We start from the raw sequence: 19,367 nt of genomic DNA, 5'->3' as shown, positions 1-19,367 counted from the left end.
TGCGTTTGCTCATCAAGATGAAGGGGCTCCCCCCTTCTACCAGCCACTCAAAAAAGAGAACAGCAACCAGAAGAGCAACACGACAAGCGCGATAGTGACTATCGTGGTCCAGACCAGGTGGCCGCGCAACAGCAGGTTCATCGCAACACCAATTAATACCGCGACCGGCAGTATCGCAAGAAAAAATGGCCAAGTATAAAGAAAGAAAAACAGTGTGTTAGAACCATAGAGTATAAAAGGAATCGCCAAGGCAACCCAATAAGAAACAAAGCCGACCACTCCACCAGGAAATGACCAGGCATGTTCTTCCTGTTCACGTTCTTCTTTGCGTGCAAGCATGGGTGTTACATTCTGCATAGTTATCCTGTTGACGCGTTTGTCGGCCCGCTCTGAGGCGTTTTGCCGTGGCTATCTCAGGAATTGATAATATCGTTACCACGCAGCACGTCTAACAATTGTGCTATCAATTTTGTTACTAATTGTTCGCCATCCAGGTGGACCTCTGCCTGCTCCGGAACTTCATACGCGGCATCAATACCGGTAAAATTTCGCAATTCTCCCGCTCTGGCTTTCTTATACAATCCCTTGGGGTCACGAGCCTCACAGATAGCCAGGGGCGTATCGACAAATACCTCGATGAAACGCCCCTCGCCCACTAATTCTCGCACCATCTGGCGCTCGGCACGGTGTGGTGAAATAAAAGCGCTAAGCACCACTAATCCCGCATCAACCATTAATTTAGCAACTTCACCGACGCGGCGGATGTTCTCTTTACGATCGCCATCACTAAAGCTGAGATCGCGACATAACCCATGACGGACGTTATCACCATCGAGCAAATAGGTGCTGATGCCGAGCGGGTACAGCGCGCTTTCCAGCGCACCTGCTACCGTTGATTTCCCCGAGCCTGAAAGACCGGTGAACCACAGAACAACCCCGCGGTGACCATGCTGTTTTTCACGATCCGTACGCGTTACCGCGTGCGGATGCCAGATGACATTTTCATCGTGCCCGGTCGACATTATTGTCCCCCTGACAAATCACGCGCGCCCCAGTGTGGGAAATGACGGCGAACCAGCGCGTTCAACTCAAGCTCGAATGCGCTGAATTCGCCTGAAACAGGGTGCGCCTCCGCCAACGGCTCACGGACCATTCCCGCCCCCACGGTCACGTTACTTAGGCGATCGATAAAAATCATACCGCCAGTGACCGGGTTTTGTTGGTATTGATCCAATACCAACGGTTCATCAAAAATAACGTCCACCAGCCCGATACCGTTCAGAGGCAACGTGTCCGTTTCACGGGTTGCCAGGCTATTGATTTCCACCTGATGGCGGATGCGCTCAATACGAGCACGTGTTTTCTTGCCAGCAATTTTCACATCATAGCTTTGGCCCGGAGCCAATGCCTTCTCAGCCATCCACACCACGTCAATAGCTGCACCCTGAACACTGGTAAGCGTGGCTTCGGCATCAACCAGTAAATCCCCTCGGCTGATATCAATTTCATCAGTTAACACCAGCGTCAGCGCTTCCCCTGCCACTGCTTCAGGTAAATCACCATCAAAAGTAACGATACGTGCAATGCTCGACTCAACGCCAGAAGGTAAGACTTTAACCCGCTGGCCTACCTGCACGGTGCCGGATGCAAGTGTGCCCGCATAGCCACGAAAATCGAGATGAGGACGGTTTACATACTGAACGGGAAAGCGCATCGGCTGCTGCTCAACAACACGCTGCACCTCTACGGTTTCCAATACGTCCAGCAAGGTCGGCCCGCTGTACCAACTCATCGCTTTACTGGGCGCTGCAACGTTTTCACCTTCTAACGCCGACAACGGTACAAAACGGATATCCAGGTTGCCCGGCAACTGTTCAGCAAAATCCAGATAATCCTGCTTAATTCGCTCAAAGGTTTCCTGCTGATAATTCACCAAATCCATTTTATTGATGGCAACCAGCAAATGCTTTATCCCCAGTAAGGTTGAAATAAAGCTGTGCCGGCGCGTTTGGTCCAGTACGCCTTTACGCGCATCGATCAGTAAAATAGCCAAATCGCAGGTAGAGGCGCCTGTTGCCATATTACGCGTGTACTGCTCATGCCCTGGCGTATCGGCAATAATAAATTTACGTTTCTCGGTAGAAAAATAGCGGTAGGCAACATCAATGGTAATGCCCTGTTCGCGCTCAGCCTGTAGGCCATCAACCAGCAATGCAAGGTCCAATTTTTCGCCTTGCGTGCCATGACGTTTACTGTCGTTGTGCAGGGATGAGAGCTGATCCTCATAGATCTGACGCGTATCATGCAACAGACGGCCGATTAGCGTGCTTTTACCATCATCAACGCTGCCGCAGGTTAGAAAGCGCAGCAAACTCTTATGCTGCTGCGCATGTAGCCAGGCTTCAACACCACCCTTTTCGGCAATTTGCTGTGCAATAACGTTATTCATATGGCGGTTCCTTAGAAATAACCCTGGCGTTTCTTCAGCTCCATCGAGCCGGCCTGGTCGCGGTCAATTACGCGCCCCTGACGTTCACTGGTGGTAGACACCAACATCTCTTCAATGATCTCCGGTAGCGTCTGTGCTTGCGACTCCACCGCGCCAGTCAGCGGCCAACAGCCAAGAGTACGAAAACGGACCATGCGCTGTTCGATAACCTCGCCTGGCTGTAGATCGATGCGGTCATCGTCGATCATCATCAGCATGCCATCACGTTCCAGTACTGGACGCGATGCGGCCAGATACAGCGGCACGATCTCAATATTTTCCAGGAAGATATATTGCCAGATATCCAGTTCTGTCCAGTTTGAAAGCGGAAAGACACGGATGCTTTCGCCTTTATTAATCTGGCCGTTGTAGTTGTGCCACAGCTCCGGGCGCTGGTTCTTTGGATCCCAGCGGTGGAACCGGTCACGGAAAGAGTAGATACGCTCTTTCGCGCGTGATTTTTCTTCATCGCGACGCGCACCACCGAACGCGGCATCAAAGCCCCATTTGTTCAGCGCCTGCTTCAACCCTTCGGTTTTCATAATATCGGTATGCTTCGCGCTGCCATGTACAAAGGGATTAATGCCCATCGCCACGCCTTCCGGGTTACGATGCACAAGCAACTCCGCTCCAATACTTTTTACCGTGCGATCGCGAAATTCATACATTTCGCGAAATTTCCAGCCGGTATCCACATGCAATAAAGGAAACGGCAGCGTTCCGGGATAAAAGGCTTTGCGTGCCAGATGCAGCATCACAGAGGAGTCCTTGCCGATAGAGTACATCATCACCGGGTTTGAGAATTCAGCCGCCACTTCGCGGATAATATGGATACTCTCCGCTTCCAGTTGACGCAGATGAGTGAGTCGTTTTTGATCCATAATCTTTCCTCAAGCCAGATTCACAACGGCGGAGCCACGTCCGGCCTGCTGTGCTGAATGTTGAAACCAGGCGAGCTGCTTATGCAAATTGACGACGTCGCCAATCACCAACAGCGCGGGCGAAGGCGCCTGCTGCGCCAATTCTTCGAGCTGGTCGAGCGTGCCGATCAGCACCAGCTGATCCTGGCGCGTCCCTCGGCCAATAACGGCCACCGGGGTCGTTGCGCTACGACCATGAATCATCAGTTGCTGGCTGATTTCAGCCGCTTTAACCGTCCCCATATAAATGGCCAGCGTCTGATGTCCACGCGCCATCGCCGCCCACTCAATAGGGGATCCATCGGGGCGACAGTGACCAGTAATAAATTGTACGCTGTGCGCATAATCACGATGTGTTAGCGGGATACCGGCGTACGCAGTGGCACCGGAGGCGGCCGTCACACCCGGTACAACCTGGAACGGGATCCCCGCTTTCTGTGCTGCCTGCAACTCTTCACCACCGCGACCAAAGATAAAGGGGTCGCCGCCTTTAAGACGCACAACGCGCTTGCCTTTCTGCGCCAGTGATACCAACAGCCGATTAGTCTCTTCCTGGGCGACCGAATGTGCGCCCGCACGTTTTCCAACGCAGATACGATCGGCATCACGCCGCACTAAATCGAGAATGTCATTGCTCACTAAATGGTCATACAGCACTACATCTGCCTGTTGCATCACCTGCAGACCCCGCAACGTCAGCAAGCCGGAATCACCAGGGCCCGCCCCAACCAGAACAATCTCTCCCCGCGCCTGCTGTGGTGCTTCGAGTTGTCGATCAAGCGTTTGTTTTGCGCCCTGTACATCCCCCGCAGCAACCTGGCTGGCAAACAGCCCGTTAAACGCCGTTTCCCAAAAGCGACGGCGATCGGACATTTTGCTAAAGCGTTGCTTCACTTTATTGCGCCACTCACCAGCAATGTGCGCCATTTGACCAAGGTTAGCGGGCAGTAACGCTTCCAGCTTTTCCCGCAGGATGCGCGCCAGAACCGGGGCCGTTCCGCTGGAAGAAATCGCCACCACCAATGGAGAACGATCGACAATGGAGGGGAAAATGAAAGAGCACTTAGGCTGATCGTCTACTACGTTTACCAGCCTATATCGACGATTTGCCGCCGCAAAAACATGGGCATTCAGCGCACTATCGTCCGTAGCGGCAATGACCAAAAACACAGTGTCCAATTGCGTCTCGCTGAATGCTGTTGCCAACCATGTAACCTCGTGGCTATCCACTGATGATTGCAGCACCTCGCATAATTCGCGTGCCACAATCTGCACCTGAGCGCCGGTACGAAGCAGCAATTCAATTTTGCGCGCAGCAATCTCCCCGCCGCCAACAACCAGCACTGGCTTCGATTTGAGATCGGCAAATATCGGAAGATAGTCCACGTCGGCCTTATACGAAATAACAAAAAGTTAACGCGACTATACGACTGCGGCTTTATGCAGATGAAATTACTAATTGGAATGAGTAGTTACCTAATGGAATAACACGCTGACTAAGCTGATAACAAAATATGCTTAACGGATGATATTTAGGCGCTTTCACCATGAATTAGATTACGTAAGCGACAGCACAGTTTTCTTATGGCCCGCGAAAAAATTTTCATGTCAGCCTCCAAACGTGCGTGATAACCTCGATGTGGCTAATGGCCGTAACCACTCCCCACGGACGTAAAGCTCCTGCAGCAGCGGCTTAATGACCGGGCGGGGCCAAACGAGAATCAGGAGACAACATGTATATTGTTTATCTAAATTACCATCGTCCCGTTGATGAGGTTGAAGCGCTACTGGAGCCACACATTCAGTGGCTTGAACGCTATTTTGAGGCAGGCGTTTTTCTTGCAGCAGGGCGTAAGGATCCGCGCACTGGCGGCATGCTAATGGCAAAAGATATCGATCGCGATCGGCTGGATGCGATCCTCGCAGAAGATCCCTTTGTCGCGGTTGCCCACTATGAGGTAACAAAGGTGAATGTGACACGCGCCTCAGATCCCTTTAAAACACTGGTCGGGATCTGAGGCGCACGCCTGTATCGGGCGGGGAAATTAGCGCGCTACTGTGCTTTAACCTTCATGCAGGCCACACTCACGCTTAAGGCCGAAGAAACGAGTCTCTTCCTCTGCCATACCCGGTTCCCATTTACGCGTGGTGTGCGTGTCGCCAACGGAGAGGTAACCTTCATCCCACAGGGGATGGTAACGCAGACCATGCTGCTGCAGATATTGATAAACCTGGCGGTTATCCCAGTCGATAATCGGCAGTATTTTGAATACTCCACGCTGAATGGCCAGTACCGGCAAATGTGCGCGGCTCCCGGACTGATCGCGACGCAGGCCGGCAAACCAGGTTTGTCCGCCTAGCGTTTCCAGCGCACGGTTCATCGGCTCAACTTTATTAATCTGATTGTACTTCTCGATCCCTTCTACACCCTGCTCCCACAACTTCCCGTAGCGGGCTTCCTGCCAGGCGGGCGATTGCCCGGCACGGAAAACCTGTAAATTAAGATCCAACTGCTCGGTCAGGGCATCAATAAAACGATAGGTTTCCGGGAACAAATACCCGGTATCGGTCAGTATCACTGGAATATCCGGCTTCTGACGCGTCACCAAATGCAGTGAAACCGCAGCCTGGATACCAAAGCTGGATGACAAAACAAAATCCCCCGGCAGGTTTTCCAGCGCCCAGATTACGCGCTCCTCGGCGGAGCATTTTTCCAGGTGCGTATTCACTTCTGCCAGCACCATTACCCGTTCAACTTTTGGCAATGCGTTAAGTTCAGCAAGATCAAATACAGGCATAATTGCCTCCGTTATTCCCAGAAATCACGCGCGGGATCGAGGACAGGTTTCACAATCCCCTTGCGAATAGTGAAATCACCAAAGCCTTCATCGGCTTCACGTTCTTTCGCCCAGCGCCCCACCAGCTCATCAAGATTAGTGAGGATCTCCTCTTCGGTAATATTTTCACGATACATCCGTGGGATACGTGTACCGATGCGGTTCCCGCCGAGATGCAAGTTATAGCGTCCCGGGGCTTTGCCCACCAGCCCCACTTCAGCTAACATCGCGCGGCCACACCCATTCGGACAACCCGTGACGCGTAACACTATGTGCTCTTCACCCACGCCATGCTTATTCATAATCGCTTCAACCTGCGTAACAAATGCCGGAAGAAAGCGTTCGGCTTCAGCCATCGCCAGCGGACAGGTTGGGAAAGAGACGCACGCCATGGAGTTTTCACGCTGAGTAGTGACGCTTTCCATCAAACCGTGTGAACGTGCCAGCGCTTCAATCTTGTCTTTTTCAGCTTCAGGCACACCCGCAACAATTAGATTCTGGTTGGCTGTCAGGCGGAAATCCCCCTGATGGATTTTAGCAATCTCAGCTACGCCGGATTTTAACGGACGTCCCGGGTAGTCAAGCAGGCGACCATTTTCAATAAACAGCGTCAGATGCCATTTCTGATCAATCCCTTTAACCCAACCAAAGCGATCGCCGCGGGTGGTAAATTCATATGGACGAATGGGTGCAAAGGTCAGCCCGGCGCGACGTTCAACTTCCGCCTTGAAGGTATCAACGCCGACACGTTCAAGAGTATATTTCGTTTTCGCATTCTTGCGGTCGGTGCGATTTCCCCAGTCTCGCTGTGTGGTAACAACGGCTTCAGCAACTGCCAAGGTTTTGTCCAGCGGTAAAAAACCAAACTCGCTGGCGGTGCGCGCATAAGTGGCCTTATTACCATGTTCAATTGACAAGCCGCCGCCGACCAAAAGATTGAAGCCAATCAATTTTCCTTTTTCGGCAATCGCAATAAAATTCATATCATTCGCATGCAGATCGACATCATTATGCGGCGGCACCACAACCGTCGTTTTAAATTTACGCGGCAGATAAGTTTCGCCCAGGATAGGTTCTTTATCGGTCGTCGCGACTTTCTCTTTATCCAGCCAGATTTCCGCATAGGCGCGCGTTTGCGGCAGCAGATGCTCAGAGATTTTTTTCGCCCACTCATACGCTTCCTGATGCAGCTCAGACTCGATCGGATTCGACGTGCAGAGTACATTTCGGTTGACATCATTGGCGGTCGCCAGTGCATCGAGTCCTACGGTGCTCAGCATTTGGTGGGCGGGTTTTACATTACCTTTTAAGATGCCATGAAACTGGAAAGTTTGACGATTGGTCAGACGCACGCTGCCATAGATTGTGTTATCGGCAGCAAATTTATCGATCGCCAGCCACTGGGTCGGCGTAATAATGCCTCCGGGCAGACGGCAACGCAGCATCATCGCGTGGCGGGCCTCCAGTTTCTGCTCGGCACGTTCGGCGCGAATATCACGGTCGTCTTGCTGATACATACCGTGAAAACGGATCAGCAGAAAGTTATCGCCATTGAAGCCGCCGGTCAGACCGTCTTTCAGATCATCGACAATGGTGCCACGAAGATAGTTACTCTCTTTTTTCAGACGTTCGGCATCGACAAGCTTACCTTCAACGACCAGCGGTCCGGGATGTTTATCACTCACAGGCTGTCTCTCTCAATTATGCATAAAGGCCGCTGAAGATTTATCCTCGCAGCGGATGATCAACGCGATCTAATACACATCGCGCTGATAGCGGCGTTCAATACGCAGTTCGCTTAAGAACTCATCGGCGGCTTCGATATCCATACCGCCATGCTCAGCGACCACTTCCAGCAAAGCTTGCTCAACGTCTTTTGCCATGCGATTTGCGTCGCCGCAGACATAAATGTGCGCCCCCTTCTGGATCCAGCGCCAAACCTCCGCCCCTTTCGCCCGTATTTTGTCTTGTACGTAAATTTTATGCTGCTGATCACGCGACCAAGCCAAATCGATATGGGTTAAAAGCCCCTGTTTCACATAACGTTGCCATTCAACCTGATACAGAAAATCTTCGGTAAAGTGCGGATTACCAAAGAAAAGCCAGTTCTCGCCACTTGCTCCGTCATTATCGCGCTGCTGCATAAACGCCCGGAACGGCGCAATACCGGTACCCGGTCCAATCATTATCACTGGCGCTTCCGGATTGGTGGGTAGACGGAAGTTATCATTGTGTTCAATAAAAACGCGGAGTTCCGCATCCTCTGCCAACCGATCGGCCAGATAACTTGATGCGCCGCCCGCACGTGGTCGTCCGTCAATTTCGTAACGCACGGCGCTCACGGTGATATGCACTTCGCTCTCGCTCTCTGACTGTGACGAGGCAATAGAATAGAGGCGCGGCGTCAGTGGACGTAACAATTCAACCAGTTGCTCTGCTCTTAACTCTGTTGGCGCCTGACGCACCATATCGGTAATGGGCGTGTTTTGCGCGTAATGTTGTAAAGCTGGCTTATCGGCAATCAGCGTTAATAGTTTTTCATCACGCGACAATTGAGCATAACGCTCAACAATTTGTGGTGTGTTAACCGTCAACTCAAAATGCTGCCGTAATGCGTCGGCCAGCAATAAGGTTGCACCGTTAACTTCAATCTCTTCATCCCCTTTTAGCCACAATAACGCAACCAGTTCCTTCACCAGCGCAGGATCGTTTTCGAACCATACGCCAAGCGCGTCTCCAGGCTGGTAGCGCAGACCGGAATCACCGAGATCCACTTCAATATGGCGAACATCTTTATCGGAATAGCGGCCGGTTATTTTCTGGTTGACTGCCAGGGTCGCAGTCAACGGTGCCTCTTTGGTATAAGGGCTGCTGAAAACGTCATTCACCGCACCCGCGGTAGTGATTATCGCCTGGCTCGCTGATTCAGTCGGCACTCGCGATGTGAGAAGCTCAACCATTTTTTTACGCCACTTCTCTGCATCTGCCGCATACTCTACGTCCGCATCGACACGGTCCAGTAAACGCACAGCACCCAGCTCAGCCAACTTATTGTCAAAATCCTTACCAACCTGACTAAAGAATTCATACGAGGTATCGCCCAAGCCAAAAACAGCAAAAGCGGTATCATTTAGCTTAGGTGCTTTTTTCGACATCAGGAACTTATGTAACGCAACGGCTTCTTCCGGCGGCTCACCTTCGCCTTGAGTGGATGTTACGACAACCAGCAATTTCTCTTGCGCAATCTGCTTAAATTTATAATCACCGGCGTTGACCAGGTTGACGTTCAGTTTTGCTGCCAGCAAATCATCGCGTAGCTGCTCCGCCAGGCGACGTGCATTTCCGGTCTGTGAGGCTGAAAGTACAGTGATGACGGGCGCTTCTGCAGGCGCCGCCGTAATAGCCGCTGTTGCCGGAGTTTGGTTAATCATTCCCCAGAAATAGCCCGAAAGCCACGCAAGTTGCGTGGTAGAAAAATCATCTGTCGCCGCCTGTAAGCGTGCGAGTTGTTCCGGATTCAGCGGAAGCAGAGAACTTGGAGGTGCCTGAGTCGTCATTGCGTTGAAAATTCCAGTGTCAGTCGTCCGGACCGTTAACGTGTGTTTAGCTAGGTTACCGAGTCACATAATAACCATTAAATAAAGGTTAGAAATAATAAATAACCAAAACGACTAAACACTTTTTTGGATAAGACTTAACGCCAAAACAGGTTGATTATTTATTATGTAATCAATGCATTAAGTCTCTCCCCTCTTTATCCGGAGCCGGTTTTTATCCCCTGGCGAATAAACGTATCAATCCCGATCATTTTTCAGTGGTTAACCTTCTCTTACGAGAAACAGGTGTGAAAACAGGTGATTTCCGGTAAACTTCGCCGGTTTTTTAAGAGATTGAGACTGCAATAATGGCAACTACGCTATTCAAAGATTTCCAGTTCGAGGCCGCACATCACCTCCCGCATGTGCCTGCAGGCCACAAATGTGGTCGTCTGCATGGGCACTCTTTTTTAGTGCGCCTTGAAATCACCGGCGACGTTGATGCGCATACTGGCTGGATAATGGATTTTGCCGAGTTGAAAGCGGCATTCAAACCCATTTATGATCGCCTCGATCACTATTATCTTAACGACATTCCCGGCCTCGAAAATCCGACTAGCGAAGTGTTGGCCCAATGGATTTGGAATCAGCTTAAACCTACGCTGCCACTGTTAAGCGAAGTAATGATCAAAGAAACTTGTACAGCAGGTTGCATTTACCGAGGCTGAGGACGAAAGGATCGTTACGGCGATCCGTTCATTTGCCCGACCATGTCATTTTCCTGTCACCTTTCCTCCCTACGTTGTTGATTCCTTCATTAAAGATCAAGAGAATCAACAATGAACGTTTTTAAAAAATTATCTGTTCTCGTTTTACTTACCTCTGCAAGTACTTTAGCGAATGCCGCCAATATCCTCGACTTCCCACAACCAGAGAATAATCCGGATGAGTTCTATGCGCTCACTGAAATCCCGGCTGGCGGTATCATCAAATATGAAACAGATGCGAAAACCGGTTTTATCTTTGCCGATCGCTTTCAGTCTATGCCGGTCGCCTATCCGGCAAACTATGGATCCCTGACGCAGTCATTAGGGGGGGATAACGATCCGCTGGATGTCATTTTCTATACCCGTGCGCCAATGCAGCCAGGTACACTGATAAAACTGCGGCCGATAGGGGTATTGAAGATGATTGATGGGGGAGAAGTTGACGATAAAATCGTCGCGGTTCCTACCAGCCAAATCGATCCAACTTATGATGATATTAAATCAATCAGTGACTTACCGAAGATCGAGCAAGAGCGCCTGGAATCTTTTTTCCGCGTGTATAAACAACTGCCTACCGGGCGGAAAAGCGTCGAGCTCAATGGCTTTGAAGACGCGACGGTGGCAAAAAATGAAATCAAGCAGGCATACGAAAGCTGGAAATCAAAACGTAACGCAGAATAAAGCTTAGTGCCGCTGGCCGCCTCAGCCTGGCTAACGGCTTAACGTCAACAGCCTGCCCGGTTAGTGCAGGGTCAAGGGGGCCGGGGCGACTGCCGGCCCTTATCGTTTGTCTGCACGCAAGCAGAATATATTGCCAGCCTGCTGGCCAGCCATCAGGCAATATTTAAATACTTATGCGTCTGCATTGATAATCGCCAATTCCGCGCAATACAGGTTTCAATACACAACGCAGTTGCATCAGCTTTCTGACTGATCGGTTGAAGCGCCACAATACGGGATTTATTATCCTGCAACGTCAGTAACAACACATCCAGGGCATCAATATCACGCTGTCGCGCTACAGGATGTTTGATCTCATCAGCACGCTCAAGAGCCTGCGGCAGAATGTCATAACCGCCACGCATATTGACCTTAGGAGAAACCGTAACCCAAGTTTGAGCGCTGCACTGCACTTCATGCGTACCACTGGTTTCAATCTGACAGCTAAAACCTCGCTGCTGCAACAATGTGGTTAGCGGCGTGAGATCGTATATACAAGGTTCGCCACCGGTGATAACGACATGGCGAGCAGTCCAGCCCTGCTGTGCGATCATCGCCAGCAAGGCCGCGGCATCCGCCTGGCCCCAGGCATCGCTTTCAACCGTTTTCACCAGAATATCGCCCAAAGAAGTTTCCCGATCGGCCAGCTTATCCCATGTATGCTTAGTATCGCACCAGCTGCAACCAACCGGGCATCCTTGCAAGCGGATAAAAATTGCCGGAACGCCGGTATAAAACCCTTCGCCCTGCAATGTCTGGAATATTTCATTAATCGGGTACTGCATGTTACGCTCACTTCGGAAAATTAAGGGCGCCGATTATGTCAGATCCCTACAGTCGCGCCAAATTTCCCGACAATAAAAAGCACAAGCTGCACTACCCGCTTCCCCCCTGACAATAAGCGGGGCGCAGATACATTATATAATCTTATTTTTATGTAGCTGAAGCATCGCTTGCCGGGCAACATCATTAGCACCGCTGAGCGTAAAGTGCCCATAGTCAAATGCACTTGGTTGTCCGTTAGATGCAAGAGGGTGGCAAATATCATGTGGGCACATGATATTGTAGACGGAGACATATTCTACTTTTTCTGCTTTAACAGCGCGTCCGATTTTTTCATCAAATTCTTTAATATTTCTATTAATCGAGTGGGTCACTAAATCTTTACGGCCATCCTGTTGGTAAGCCAGCAAATCGGGTAGTGCCTCAGAATATTCAATCGTTGGCCCCATCACGGTAATATTGCGGTTAATACCTTTGAGGGCCGACAGCGTCTCTTTTAGCTGATCAACATCTTCTGGCAGCCAGCGTGCTGAAATAATTACCCCATCAATATGATGTTGTGGGATCCATTGCGTATATACATAATCCATCAGCTCCGTACATTTATTACTAAAGGTCTGATGCAACACCGGCTTACAACCTGAAGACGTTGCCTCCATTAAATTCATTTTTTCACCGGCAGCCGTACTCAATGCCCGCCATAGATGTGCGCCATGGCTATCACCGATCAACAGGTAATTTTTCCCCGTTAGTGATGTTTTTAAACAAGCCGTCCGATCATAGTCCCCTTTCGCCTCGTCATTACCATCAATAAAGCATTTTCCCAAACGGAATTGATAAAAGTAGTCATCAGTACCGCGATACTGGGTAAATTTTGCCAACGCCAGTGCTTGATCAGAGAATTTCCCCGACTCATTTTTGATATGGCTTTTATAAAGCGTACCTGATGCGAGCAATATCAGCCCTAATACTGAAAAACCAGCAATCGTTGCAGGACGCAGGACCGATAGTTTATAGCGGAACGGGATTTCAATAAGGTAACGCGAAGCCACTGCAAGACCAAATGTCAAAACAAGGATAATAACATTGCGCTCGATTACGCCAAAATTGTAGAACATCCTGGTGTAAACAATAACCGGCCAATGCCAGAGGTAAAGGCAATAAGAAATCATACCGATATAGACAACAGGCTTCAGCGCCAACAGGCGATTAATCACTGCACCTTTGCCAGATAAAATCAAAAGAAAGCTTCCGACACAAGGCCAAATCGCATTCCAGGAAGGAAAAGGTTTGCTGGTATTAAGCCAAAAGAAACCAAACAGAATCAATCCTAAACCGACAATGCTTAGCAGATGTTTAATCCGCTGATTCAGATGCGCTATACGCGACTCCAGGGCTGATACGGCAATAATGCCACCGATTGCTAACTCCCATGCGCGCGTAGGCAGCATATAAAAGGTGAAGTCAGGCTTCTTCAATACGCCAGCAATGCTTAACAGAAAAGATCCGACGATAATTAGCAGCATTACCTGTGTTACCCGATGCCGGAACCATCGCACAGCAAATAATAAAACCACGGGAAACAGGATATAGAATTGTTCTTCTACCGCCAAAGACCATGTATGCAAAAGCGGCTTAAGTTCAGCAGGACCTGCAAAATATCCCGTCTGCTGCCAGAAAAAAATATTAGAAGAGAATAACGTGGTGGAAATTGCGCTATTACCGAGTTCAGTAAACTGTGCCGGCAGCAAGTGATTATAGCCAAAAATCAATGTTGCCATTAATACAACAAATAATGGAGGTAATATACGTAAGCAACGGCGCTTATAAAAATCGAGGTACGAAAACGCACCTTTCATCGCCCCCTGATAAATAATCCCACAAATCAGATAGCCGGATATCACGAAAAAAATATCCACACCAATGAAACCACCAGAAATCCCTGGTACTCCCATATGATATGCAATAACGGGAAGAACAGCTAAGGCTCGGAGACCATCAATATCGGCACGATAATTCATCTAAACCTTCAGTTCATTACAATCAATTACAGAAAGCTTACACTTTTTGAACCGAAAATGATGGTATTTTAACCAAAAATGATTTATCGCCAATACCGGAAATATTAAAAACAACTTGTTGATATAAATACAAAAAGACAATTACCACTTTGCGATATTTTAATTTTTCAGAAAATCCTTAGCGTTATATCCGCAGTAAGAATAAGAATCTCAATATTACACGCTTAACGTTAGCTGTCGCCAATCTGACGAGTGTGCAAACCAATCGGCCAGAAAATCGATCAAGGCACGCAGGGCAGGTAATTGCTGTTGTCGCGTAGAATAAATGCCATAGATACCCAACGCTTGTGGGCGATAGGTGGGCAACAATTCAATCAATTCGCCTGCCGCTAATAATGGTGCCACTGAATGCAGAGGCTGCATTGAGATGCCCGCTCCTGCCAGCGTTGAAGACAATAAAAAAACCGAGTCATTAGCACCAAGATTACCGCTAACGGCAACTGCGGTTGTCCGTTGATCATGTTCGAAATACCAGATGCTTTTACCAAAGTTGGAATACGTGAGGCAATTATAGCGCTGAAGTTCTTCAGGGGTCACCGGCGATGTATGACTTGCCAGCCACTCGGGCGATGCACAGAGCACAGAGTCACACACACCCAGTGGACGTGCAATCAGGTTCGGTTCCAGCTCACTGGTGATACGTAACGCCAGATCGATCCGTTCTTTGATGAGATGCGAACGCTCGTTGCTGATGTGCATATCAATATAAACTTGCGGGTGTTGCTGCTGAAAAAGATGAAGTGCGGGTGCCATCGCGCCGCATGCCAGGGACAATGAACATGATATGCGTAGCGCGCCAGATAACTCTTCGCTGTGATATAGGTGATCCTGTTCAATCTCTTTCGCCAACGCCAGCAAATCCCGACAGCGTGCCAACGTTCGCTCGCCAGTTGCCGTAAGGCTCAGGCGCCGTGTAGTGCGATGCAATAAACGTGCACCAGCCCACTGCTCCATCTGTGTCAGATAGCGCGTGACCATACCGCGGGAAAGGCCCAGCGTCTCAGCTGCCGCAGACAGGCTGTTACGTTCAACGATGGTGATAAAAACCTGGCTGGCCATGACTCTATCCATTCTATCCGTCCATTTTGAGCAACAATCTGTTGCAGATAATCATATTTTTCTTTTTATATGGCCAGATTAGTATACATATATCGTTTATTATCGGGATAAATAAAAATGAAATTTGGTTCGTTACTTGCCTTGATGATGTTGGCTGGCAGCTCATCACCTGTATTTTCTGCTGAAAAACTGAATATTGATGTTTATAACCCGGGCAATTCGAGCTTGTTTCCGGTGAGCTCGGAAATTGTCTCCGGCCCAAAAGAAGTTGCTCTGATTGACGCACAATTTCAGCGTAATGATGCGCTTGAGTTGGTAAAGCGTATTAAAGCAACCGGTAAAACGCTGACGACCATCTATATCAGTCATTCTGACCCTGACTATTACTTTGGCCTCGACACGCTTCATATGGCGTTTCCGCAGGCGAAGATTCTCGCCACACCTGAAACTATTGCCGCAATAGAAAAAAGCAAAGAGGGTAAATTGCAATATTGGGGACCGAAGCTTAAAGAAAATGCGCCAGCGCGTATTATTGTCCCCGAGCCCCTTAAAGGCAGTAGCTTTACCGTAGATAATAAAAGGATTGAAGTAAAAGGCCTGAAAGGCCCTGACGCCGAGCGTAGCTGGCTATGGGTTCCATCACTGAAAACCGTAATGGGAGGCGTTGTCGTCAATGGTAATAATATGCATGTCTGGCTGGCTGATTCACAAACTAAAGCAGAGCGCAGTGCATGGTTAGAAACGCTACAACAGATCCGCGCGCTGAGGCCTGTTCGTGTGATTCCCGGGCACCTGCTGCCGGGTGCGGATGAAGATATAAAATCCGTAAACTTCACCCGGGATTATATCCGTAGTGTAGAAGAAGCCTTATCTGCCAGCCCAAACTCTGCGGCACTGATTAATACCATAAAAACTAAATACCCCAACCTGCAGGGTGCCGCAAGTCTGGAGTTAAGCGCAAAAGTATTAAAAGGTGAAATGTCCTGGCCATAAAGATTTACGTTATCTACGCCCATCCTCTTCTGCCGTCTGGCGGTCAGCACATAAAAAAGCCCGGAATCAATCCGGGCCTTGTCAAATCGCCAGCCACAGTGGACGGCTATTGCGCTTGCTTACTGACCTTTTACTTCTTTCAGGCCGTTAAACGGCGCTTTTGCACCCAGCGCTTCTTCAATACGAATCAGCTGGTTGTACTTAGCAACACGATCAGAACGGCTCATTGAACCGGTTTTAATCTGGCCCGCTGCAGTACCTACCGCCAGGTCAGCGATAGTGGCATCTTCGGTTTCGCCAGAACGGTGAGAGATCACCGCCGTGTAGCCCGCATCTTTAGCCATTTTGATTGCAGCCAGGGTTTCGGTCAGAGAACCGATCTGGTTGAATTTGATCAGAATGGAGTTCGCGATGCCTTTCTCAATACCTTCTTTCAGGATTTTGGTATTGGTCACGAACAGGTCGTCGCCCACCAGCTGGATTTTGTCGCCCAGTACTTTAGTCTGGTAAGCAAAGCCGTCCCAGTCAGATTCGTCAAGGCCATCTTCGATAGAGACGATTGGGTACTGTTTGGTCAGGTCTTCCAGGAAGTGAGTGAACTCTTCTGACGTGAACGCTTTGTTGCCTTCGCCAGCCAGCACGTATTTGCCGTCTTTGTAGAATTCAGATGCTGCACAGTCCATCGCCAGCGTAATATCTTTACCCAGCTCATAACCCGCCGCTTTAACCGCTTCAGCGATAACCGCCAGCGCTTCAGCGTTGGAACCCAGGTTTGGCGCATAGCCGCCTTCGTCGCCAACTGCGGTGCTCATGCCTTTAGATTTCAGCACTTTCGCCAGGTTGTGGAAAACTTCAGAACCAATGCGTACCGCTTCTTTCAGGGTTTTCGCGCCAACAGGCTGGATCATGAATTCCTGAATATCAACGTTGTTATCCGCATGCTCGCCGCCGTTGATGATGTTCATCATGGGCAGTGGCATAGAGAATTTGCCCGGGGTACCGTTCAGCTCAGCGATATGCTCATAAAGAGGCATGCCTTTTGCCGCTGCCGCTGCTTTCGCCGCTGCCAGAGACACGGCCAGAATAGCATTCGCACCGAATTTGGATTTGTTTTCAGTACCATCCAGGTCGATCATGATTTTATCAATATTTGCCTGGTCTTTCGCATCTTTGCCCGTCACCGCATCTGCGATAGGACCATTCACTGCTGCAACGGCTTTAGTCACGCCTTTGCCCAGGAAACGAGATTTGTCACCGTCACGCAGTTCCAGCGCTTCACGGGAACCCGTAGAAGCACCTGATGGTGCAGCCGCCATACCGACAAAGCCGCCTTCCAGATGAACTTCTGCTTCAACAGTCGGGTTACCGCGAGAGTCGATAATTTCGCGACCGATGACTTTAACGATTTTGGACATTAGATTTTCCTCAGTACAAGTTACGAAACTTAAGACAAGCGGAACCCGAAAAGTTCGGGCTCCGTTATGAAAACGTTACTTCGCCTGACGCTTTTGATACTCATTTGCCGCTTTTACGAAACCGGCAAACAGCGGGTGTCCATCACGAGGTGTTGAGGTAAATTCCGGGTGGAACTGACACGCAACAAACCATGGGTGGTCAGGGATCTCAATGATCTCAACCAGTTGGTCATCCCCTGAACGGCCTGCCACACGTAATCCAGCCGCTTCAATTTGCTTTAACAGCATGTTGTTAACTTCGTAACGATGACGATGGCGTTCAACAATCGTCTCTGAGCCGTACAGCTGGCGAACCAGGCTGTCACTGGTCAACTGGCACTGTTGGCTACCTAAACGCATAGTACCGCCAAGATCGCTCTGCTCAGAACGCATTTCTACGTTGCCTTCTTCGTCACGCCACTCGGTGATTAATGCCACCACCGGGTATTTACAGTCTGGCACAAATTCAGTTGAGTTAGCGCCTTCCATACCGGCAACATTACGCGCAAACTCCATCAATGCCACCTGCATTCCGAGGCAGATACCGAGGTATGGCACATTGTTCTCGCGCGCATATTTCGCGGTCATCAACTTGCCCTCTACCCCGCGATAGCCAAAACCACCAGGGATAAGAATCGCATCCAAATCTTTCAGCAGTTCAACTCCGCGGGTTTCAACATCCTGCGAGTCAATCAGCTTAATATTCACCGTCACGCGGTTTTTCAAGCCACCGTGTTTCAGTGCTTCAATCACAGATTTATACGCATCCGGCAGCTCAACATATTTACCGACCATACCAATGGTGATTTCGCCACCCGGATTCGCCTCTTCATAAATCACCTGCTCCCATTCGGAGAGGTTAGCTTCCGGCGCATTCAAGCTGAATCGTTTACAAATATAATCGTCAAGCCCCTGGGATTTCAACATACCAGGAATTTTATAAATCGAGTCGACGTCTTTCAGAGAAATAACCGCTTTCTCTGGCACATTACAGAAGAGTGCGATCTTGGCCCGCTCATTAGCAGGGACAGCGCGATCTGAACGGCAGATCAGCACGTCAGGCTGAATACCAATAGAGAGTAGTTCTTTTACGGAGTGTTGGGTTGGCTTGGTTTTCACTTCACCTGCGGCTGCCATATAAGGCACCAGCGTCAAATGCATATACAGCGTATGCTCACGACCGACTTCAACGGCCATCTGACGAATGGCTTCGAGGAACGGCAGCGACTCAATATCGCCCACGGTACCCCCAATTTCTACCAGCACCACATCGTGGCCTTCGCCACCTTCGATAATGCGCTCTTTAATGGCATTGGTAATATGAGGAATAACCTGAATGGTCGCGCCCAAATAATCGCCGCGACGCTCTTTGCGCAGAACTTCGGAGTAAATGCGCCCCGTCGTAAAATTATTACGGCGCGACATCTTCGTACGAATAAAACGCTCGTAGTGGCCTAAATCCAGATCGGTTTCCGCGCCGTCATCGGTCACAAAGACTTCACCATGCTGGGTTGGGCTCATGGTGCCAGGATCCACGTTGATGTAGGGGTCCAGCTTCATGATGGTCACATTCAGACCACGCGCTTCAAGAATCGCTGCCAGGGAGGCTGCGGCAATGCCTTTACCCAGAGAGGATACGACCCCGCCGGTCACAAAAATATAGTTCGTTGTCATGCTGAACCTGAGAGTTTAGGTTTAAAGACGATGGAATAACCAAGACGGGAAAACA

Annotated in this window: 17 protein-coding genes; 4 read left to right on the top strand and 13 right to left on the bottom strand. The window is 49.7% G+C overall.

The annotated features are described in order from the left end of the window. Positions 1–36: 36 nt before the first annotated feature. Genes J1C60_RS04185 through cysG form a run of 5 tightly spaced genes read right to left on the bottom strand, consistent with a single transcriptional unit; the run spans position 37 to position 4,794 of the window. Entirely contained in the window at positions 37–357 is a 321-nt protein-coding gene (locus J1C60_RS04185) for a DUF3561 family protein (protein ID WP_128178332.1), read from the bottom strand. A 56-nt stretch (positions 358–413) separates the two neighbouring features. After that, a complete protein-coding gene (cysC, locus tag J1C60_RS04180) occupies positions 414–1,022 on the bottom strand; it encodes an adenylyl-sulfate kinase (RefSeq protein ID WP_128178330.1) in 609 nt (202 codons plus the stop codon). Continuing rightward, a complete protein-coding gene (gene cysN / locus J1C60_RS04175) occupies positions 1,022–2,449 on the bottom strand; it encodes a sulfate adenylyltransferase subunit CysN (RefSeq protein ID WP_128178328.1) in 1,428 nt (475 codons plus the stop codon). Before cysN ends, cysC begins: the two co-directional genes overlap by 1 nt. An 11-nt stretch (positions 2,450–2,460) precedes the next feature. After that, complete coding sequence (cysD, locus tag J1C60_RS04170) at positions 2,461–3,369, bottom strand: sulfate adenylyltransferase subunit CysD (protein ID WP_128178326.1); 909 nt, start codon at positions 3,367–3,369, stop codon at positions 2,461–2,463. A 9-nt stretch (positions 3,370–3,378) separates the two neighbouring features. Beyond that, positions 3,379–4,794, bottom strand: coding sequence for a siroheme synthase CysG (gene cysG / locus J1C60_RS04165; protein WP_128178324.1), 1,416 nt, complete (start codon positions 4,792–4,794; stop codon positions 3,379–3,381). Positions 4,795–5,141: 347 nt separating this feature from the next. Between cysG and J1C60_RS04160 the strand changes: the two genes are divergently transcribed. Next, on the top strand, positions 5,142–5,426 hold the full coding sequence (locus tag J1C60_RS04160) for a YciI family protein (protein ID WP_128178322.1): 285 nt from the start codon (positions 5,142–5,144) through the stop codon (positions 5,424–5,426). A gap of 45 nt (positions 5,427–5,471) precedes the next feature. On the opposite strand, the gene J1C60_RS04155 is transcribed toward J1C60_RS04160, so the two are convergent. The 3 genes from J1C60_RS04155 to cysJ form a co-directional block, all read right to left on the bottom strand. Next, positions 5,472–6,206: a phosphoadenylyl-sulfate reductase gene (locus J1C60_RS04155; RefSeq protein WP_128178320.1), complete on the bottom strand. Its 735-nt coding sequence runs from the start codon at positions 6,204–6,206 to the stop codon at positions 5,472–5,474. Positions 6,207–6,217: 11 nt separating this feature from the next. Beyond that, on the bottom strand, positions 6,218–7,930 hold the full coding sequence (cysI, locus tag J1C60_RS04150) for an assimilatory sulfite reductase (NADPH) hemoprotein subunit (protein WP_128178318.1): 1,713 nt from the start codon (positions 7,928–7,930) through the stop codon (positions 6,218–6,220). Between the two features lie 69 nt (positions 7,931–7,999). Further along, entirely contained in the window at positions 8,000–9,802 is a 1,803-nt protein-coding gene (cysJ, locus tag J1C60_RS04145; RefSeq protein WP_128178316.1) for an NADPH-dependent assimilatory sulfite reductase flavoprotein subunit, read from the bottom strand. A gap of 347 nt (positions 9,803–10,149) precedes the next feature. Between cysJ and queD the strand changes: the two genes are divergently transcribed. Both queD and J1C60_RS04135 read left to right on the top strand, forming a co-directional pair. After that, positions 10,150–10,509, top strand: a complete 360-nt coding sequence (gene queD / locus J1C60_RS04140; RefSeq protein ID WP_128178315.1) for a 6-carboxytetrahydropterin synthase QueD — start codon at positions 10,150–10,152, stop codon at positions 10,507–10,509. 111 nt (positions 10,510–10,620) lie between these two features. Further along, positions 10,621–11,229 (top strand): inorganic diphosphatase, encoded by a 609-nt coding sequence (locus tag J1C60_RS04135; RefSeq protein ID WP_128178313.1) that lies wholly within the window; start codon positions 10,621–10,623, stop codon positions 11,227–11,229. A 152-nt stretch (positions 11,230–11,381) separates the two neighbouring features. Here J1C60_RS04135 and queE read toward each other — a convergent pair whose 3' ends face one another. The 3 genes from queE to J1C60_RS04120 form a co-directional block, all read right to left on the bottom strand. After that, a complete protein-coding gene (queE, locus tag J1C60_RS04130) occupies positions 11,382–12,053 on the bottom strand; it encodes a 7-carboxy-7-deazaguanine synthase QueE (RefSeq protein WP_128178312.1) in 672 nt (223 codons plus the stop codon). 132 nt (positions 12,054–12,185) lie between these two features. Then, complete coding sequence (locus tag J1C60_RS04125; RefSeq protein WP_128178310.1) at positions 12,186–14,072, bottom strand: acyltransferase family protein; 1,887 nt, start codon at positions 14,070–14,072, stop codon at positions 12,186–12,188. 216 nt (positions 14,073–14,288) lie between these two features. Next, positions 14,289–15,203 (bottom strand): LysR family transcriptional regulator, encoded by a 915-nt coding sequence (locus tag J1C60_RS04120; RefSeq protein WP_128178308.1) that lies wholly within the window; start codon positions 15,201–15,203, stop codon positions 14,289–14,291. A gap of 105 nt (positions 15,204–15,308) precedes the next feature. Between J1C60_RS04120 and J1C60_RS04115 the strand changes: the two genes are divergently transcribed. Beyond that, positions 15,309–16,184: an MBL fold metallo-hydrolase gene (locus tag J1C60_RS04115; protein WP_128178306.1), complete on the top strand. Its 876-nt coding sequence runs from the start codon at positions 15,309–15,311 to the stop codon at positions 16,182–16,184. A 119-nt stretch (positions 16,185–16,303) separates the two neighbouring features. Here J1C60_RS04115 and eno read toward each other — a convergent pair whose 3' ends face one another. Next, the gene (gene eno / locus J1C60_RS04110) at positions 16,304–17,599 is read right to left on the bottom strand and encodes a phosphopyruvate hydratase (RefSeq protein ID WP_128178304.1); all 1,296 of its coding nucleotides are present in this window, start codon (positions 17,597–17,599) and stop codon (positions 16,304–16,306) included. Between the two features lie 75 nt (positions 17,600–17,674). Further along, complete coding sequence (gene pyrG, locus J1C60_RS04105) at positions 17,675–19,312, bottom strand: glutamine hydrolyzing CTP synthase (protein ID WP_128178302.1); 1,638 nt, start codon at positions 19,310–19,312, stop codon at positions 17,675–17,677. Between the last annotated feature and the right edge of the window lie 55 nt (positions 19,313–19,367).

The sequence above is a fragment of the [Pantoea] beijingensis genome (genome assembly GCF_022647505.1).
GTDB classification, from domain to species: domain Bacteria; phylum Pseudomonadota; class Gammaproteobacteria; order Enterobacterales; family Enterobacteriaceae; genus Erwinia; species Erwinia beijingensis.
The sequence above is the reverse complement of the archived record's forward strand: the minus strand, read 5'-3'. Positions and strand labels throughout refer to the sequence as shown.